General features: G+C 66.9%; 5 protein-coding genes. All 5 read left to right on the top strand.

Going from position 1 to position 4,402, the window contains the following annotated elements:
• The coding region (locus AC5QAB_RS21025; protein WP_495233609.1) for a methyl-accepting chemotaxis protein at positions 1 to 478 on the top strand (478 nt) is incomplete at its 5' end.
• Between the two features lie 160 nt (positions 479 to 638).
• A complete protein-coding gene (locus AC5QAB_RS21020; RefSeq protein ID WP_197562187.1) occupies positions 639 to 1,412 on the top strand; it encodes a flagellar brake protein in 774 nt (257 codons plus the stop codon).
• A gap of 183 nt (positions 1,413 to 1,595) precedes the next feature.
• On the top strand, positions 1,596 to 2,087 hold the full coding sequence (locus AC5QAB_RS21015; protein WP_014647021.1) for a chemotaxis protein CheW: 492 nt from the start codon (positions 1,596 to 1,598) through the stop codon (positions 2,085 to 2,087).
• Between the two features lie 135 nt (positions 2,088 to 2,222).
• Positions 2,223 to 2,606 carry a hypothetical protein gene (locus tag AC5QAB_RS21010; RefSeq protein ID WP_014647020.1) on the top strand — a complete coding sequence of 128 codons (384 nt, stop codon included), beginning with the start codon at positions 2,223 to 2,225 and terminating at the stop codon, positions 2,604 to 2,606.
• Between the two features lie 101 nt (positions 2,607 to 2,707).
• Positions 2,708 to 4,402: methyl-accepting chemotaxis protein (locus AC5QAB_RS21005; RefSeq protein ID WP_495233608.1), on the top strand; the 1,695-nt coding region annotated here is incomplete at its 3' end.

The raw sequence follows: 4,402 nt of genomic DNA, 5'->3' as shown, positions 1-4,402 counted from the left end.
CGCCAAGGAGATCAAGGGCCTGATCGACGACTCGGTCGGCAAGGTTGCCGAAGGCTCCAGCCTGGTCCACCAGGCCGGCAGCACCATGGGCGAGATCGTCGCCTCGGTGCAGCGCGTGACCGACATCATGGCCGAGATCTCTGCGGCCTCGCAGGAACAGTCGGCGGGCATCGAGCAGGTCAACCAGACCGTGGTGCAGATGGACGAAACCACCCAGCAGAATGCTGCGCTGGTGGAAGAAGCCACTGCTGCGGCGCGCGCGATGGAAGACCAGGCCGTGCAGCTGGGTGAAGCCGTGGCCCGCTTCCGGCTGGCATCGCAGGGCACGATGGCCATCCCGGCACGCCCGCTGGCCGCACCGGTACCGCGACAGCTCGCAGCCGCCGCGCCTGCGGCAAAGCCGGCCCCGGCACGTGCGCTGCGCACGGCAACGGCCCAGCCGGCGCTGGCCGCGGACGGCGACTGGCAGGAATTCTGACAGAACCACGGGGTCAGATCCCTTTCCTGCGGGAAAGGGATCTGACCCCTTACGCGTGGAAAGTGATGCAAATCCCACTTCATAATCCGGTGCAGAGGCCGATATCCCCATCGAGCCTCGCGCCAATGCGTGCTGGCGCCCGCCCCTGACCGTAGATTCCATGTCCGACGGCAACGACACTGCAGTGCATGATGTCCACGCGGCTGATGCCGCGGACGAACGATTCCTGGTCCGCAACCCGCGCCAGCTGCGCCAGCTGCTGCGCTCGCTGATCGACCAGCGATCGCTGATCAATGCCCATATCGACGGCCGCGACCGTTCCTTCCCGACCGCCCTGCTCGACCTCGACGAGGACGAAGACACGCTGCTGCTCGATGGCAGCCCGCAGGAGGCGTCCAACCGCGCCGCCGAACAGGCCGATCACCTGCTGTGCTTCGCCCAGCTCGAACGCGTGCTGGTACGGTTCCGGCTGCACGAACTGCAGCGCGTGGACAACGACGGCCATGTGGCCTTCCGTGCGCCGCTGCCTGACGAACTGGTGCACCTGCAGCGCCGCGAGCTGTACCGGCTGGAGACGCCGGTCACCGACTCGCCCCACCTGCTGCTGCCGCCTGGCGAAGCGCGGGCCGAAGCGCTGTCGATGCGGGTGGTGGACATCAGCGGTGGCGGCCTGGCCGTGGTGGTGCCCAATGACTGCGCGGTGTTTGGTCTGCAGAGGCGCTATCCGGCGCAGCTGTCGCTGCCGGACGGCCCCGACCTGGATATCGAACTGGTGGTCTGCAACCTGCTGCCGCAGCGTCAGCCCAATGGCATCGAGGTCAAGCGCGTGGGGATGCGCTTTGAATGTCTGCCACGCGGCGCCGACAGCGCCATCCAGCGCTACATCTTCCGCATCGACCGCCAGCGCAAGGCCCGCCGCAACGGCGAGCTCTGAGGCCGTCCGACCGGTAGTGCCGGCCGCCGGCCGGCAACCCTGGAACGCGTGCCGGGGTCAGATCCCTTTTCCCTGAAAAGGGATCTGACCCCATCCACGGCACTGCCCGGCACCTAAAGTCCCCCCCGGCGGGGCCGATATCGAGCCTGACACCGGGACTTCCGGCAGAACCAGGACCCCTCGATGAACGACAAGACCAGCTCCGCCGCCAGCGCCGGTGGCGAATTCCTCAGCTTCACCCTTGGTGACGAGCACTATGGCGTGGACATCCTCAAGGTGCAGGAAATCCGCGGCTACGACGCCGTCACCCGCGTGCCGGACGCCCCGGACTACATCAAGGGCGTGATCAACCTGCGCGGCACCATCGTCCCGGTCATCGACCTGCGCCTGAAGCTGCGCCTGGACAACGCCCGCTACGATGCCTTCACCGTGATGATCGTGCTGAACGTGGAAGACCGCGTGGTCGGCATCGTCGTCGACAGCGTCTCCGACGTGATCCCCCTGTCGGCCGAGCAGATCCGCCCGACCCCGGAATTCGGCGCGGCCGTCGACACCCGTTTCATCTCCGGCATCGGTACCCACGACGATCGCATGCTGATCCTGCTGGACATCGAGACCCTGCTCGACAGCGCCGACATGGGCCAGGCCAACCTCGCCGAAGACGTCGCTGCCTGAGCAAACGGAACTGCTTCACGTTCCAGTCACAAAACCCTTCAGTTCCCTTCGGCGGTGCCGATAGGGGGACAGAAGCCGGTCGCGCAGGAGCGCACAGGACCGGCCCGATCGTTACCATCCCCGGAGATACCCTCGATGAAGTCCCTGTTTGCGTTCGTCTCGGCCGCTGTCCTGGCCACCACCGCCGCCTCCGCTTTCGCCCAGTCGGCCGACATGATCCCGCCGGAAATGGCGCCGCGTTCGGTCGGCAAGGACGGCATGGTCTGTGGCAAGGTCGAAAAGGCCCGTTACGCAGAAGGCTCCGAAGGCCAGCCGACCTTCCTGTACATGGGCGGCGCCTTCCCGCGCCACACCTTCTCGGCACGTATCGCCGGCGAGAACCGCGGCAAGTTCTCCTTCCCGCTGGAAACCCTGGAAGGCAAGACCGTGTGCGTGATCGGCAAGATCCAGCGCGATGCCTCGCGTGCGGAAATCGAAGTCAGCTCGCCGGCCGGGCTGAAGCTGGCCAACATCAAGTAATCCGCCGTTCGTCGGACCACGCCGGGCCTGGTCCTGGCGTGGTTTCTGCTGCAACCGGGCCCGATGCCCGGGCGCGTCTGCCTTAGGAGCTCGCAACGCCCATGCCGTGGATCAACAACCTGAAACTGATGCCGAAACTGCTGCTGACCTTCGGCGTCCTCCTGCTGGTGATGCTGCTGCAGGGCATCGTCGCCTATCGCGGCCTGCATTCGCTGAACAACGTGACCACCGAACTGGCCGGTTCACGCATGGAGAGCATCCGCATGGCCGGCGAGATGCGCGGCATGCTGGGCGAGTACCGCAATGCCGCCTACCAGCAGCTGATCCGCGCCAGCGATGACGTCAAGTCCGATGCGCGCAAGCAGGGTGTCGACCTGCGCGCCAGCATGGACAAGTCGATCAAGGAGTATCCGAAGCTGGTCGACAACCCGCAGCAGAAGAAGCTGTTCGACGCCTTCGCCAAGGAATGGAAGGACGCCCTGGCATCCTATGACAGCGTCACCGAGATGCTGGAACTGGACCTGCCGGACGACGCCATCGATACCTTCGTCGGCGAAACCCGCACCAAGCACCGCAAGGCCGCCTCCGCGCTGGAGGCGCTGATCGCCGAAGACAACCGCCTCGCCCGCGCCTCGCGCGAAGAGGCCGCATCCACCTACTCCGCCTCGGCCGTGCTGACCGTGATCGCGCTGCTGGGCGGCGCCGCGCTCGGCCTGGTGCTGGTGTGGCTGTTTGCCCGCGCCCTGGTCGGCAGCGTGCGTGGCGCCGTCTCGGTGGCCAACGACGTGGCCGGCGGCAAGCTCGATGGCCACATCGACGTCAGCCGCCAGGATGAAGTGGGCGAACTGATGCAGGCCATGCAGCGCATGCAGCGCGACCTGCGCGAGCGCATCGAGACCGACCAGGCCATCGCCCGCGAGAACCTGCGCATCCGTACCGCGCTGGACTACAGCTCGACCGGCGTCTACCTGACCGACACCAGCAACACCATCGTCTACAGCAACCGCGCCCTGCAGCAGACCCTGAGCCAGTACCAGGACGAACTGCGCCGCGACCTGCCGGACTTCGATGCGCAGGCTTCGCTGATCGGCAAGCCGGTCACCGTGCTCGAACACCGCGGCGAGATGGACCAGACCCTGCTGGGCAACCTGAAGGCACACGGCGTCGCCCGTCGCCCGATGCAGTACGGCGATGCCCAGTTCGCCCAGGTGGTCTCGACCATCCGCAATGAAGGCGGCGACACCGTCGGCTACGTGGTGGAATGGCGCGACCGTACCCAGGAAGCGCAGGTCGAAGCCGAAGTGGCCCGCGTGATCGCCCAGGCCGCCGCTGGCGACCTGTCCGGCCGCATCGATGCCAGCGACAAGGAAGGTTTCTTCCTGCAGCTGGCCCAGCAGATCAACGGCCTGCTGGACGCCAACGCCGGCAGCATCGAGCAGATCTCCGGCCTGCTGGCCGCGCTGTCGCAGGGCGACCTGACCGTGCGCATGCACGGCGATTACCAGGGCGTGTTCGCCCGCATGCGCGACGACGCCAACGCCACCGCCGCGCAGCTGAGCGAGATCGTCACCCGCATCAAGCAGTCCAGCCGCGCGATCAGCTCCGCTGCCGGTGAAATCGCCTCCGGCAACAGCGACCTGTCGCGCCGCACCGAACAGCAGGCCGCCAACCTGGAAGAAACCGCCGCCTCGATGGAGGAACTGACCTCCACCGTGCGCCAGAACGCCGAGCACGCACGCCAGGCCAACCAGCTCGCCATCGGCGCGCACGGTGTCGCCTCGCAGGGCGGTGACGTG

It is taken from the genome of Stenotrophomonas sp. YJH_SMC_127, from assembly GCF_059372445.1.
This window is presented reverse-complemented; position numbering and strand designations above follow the sequence as displayed.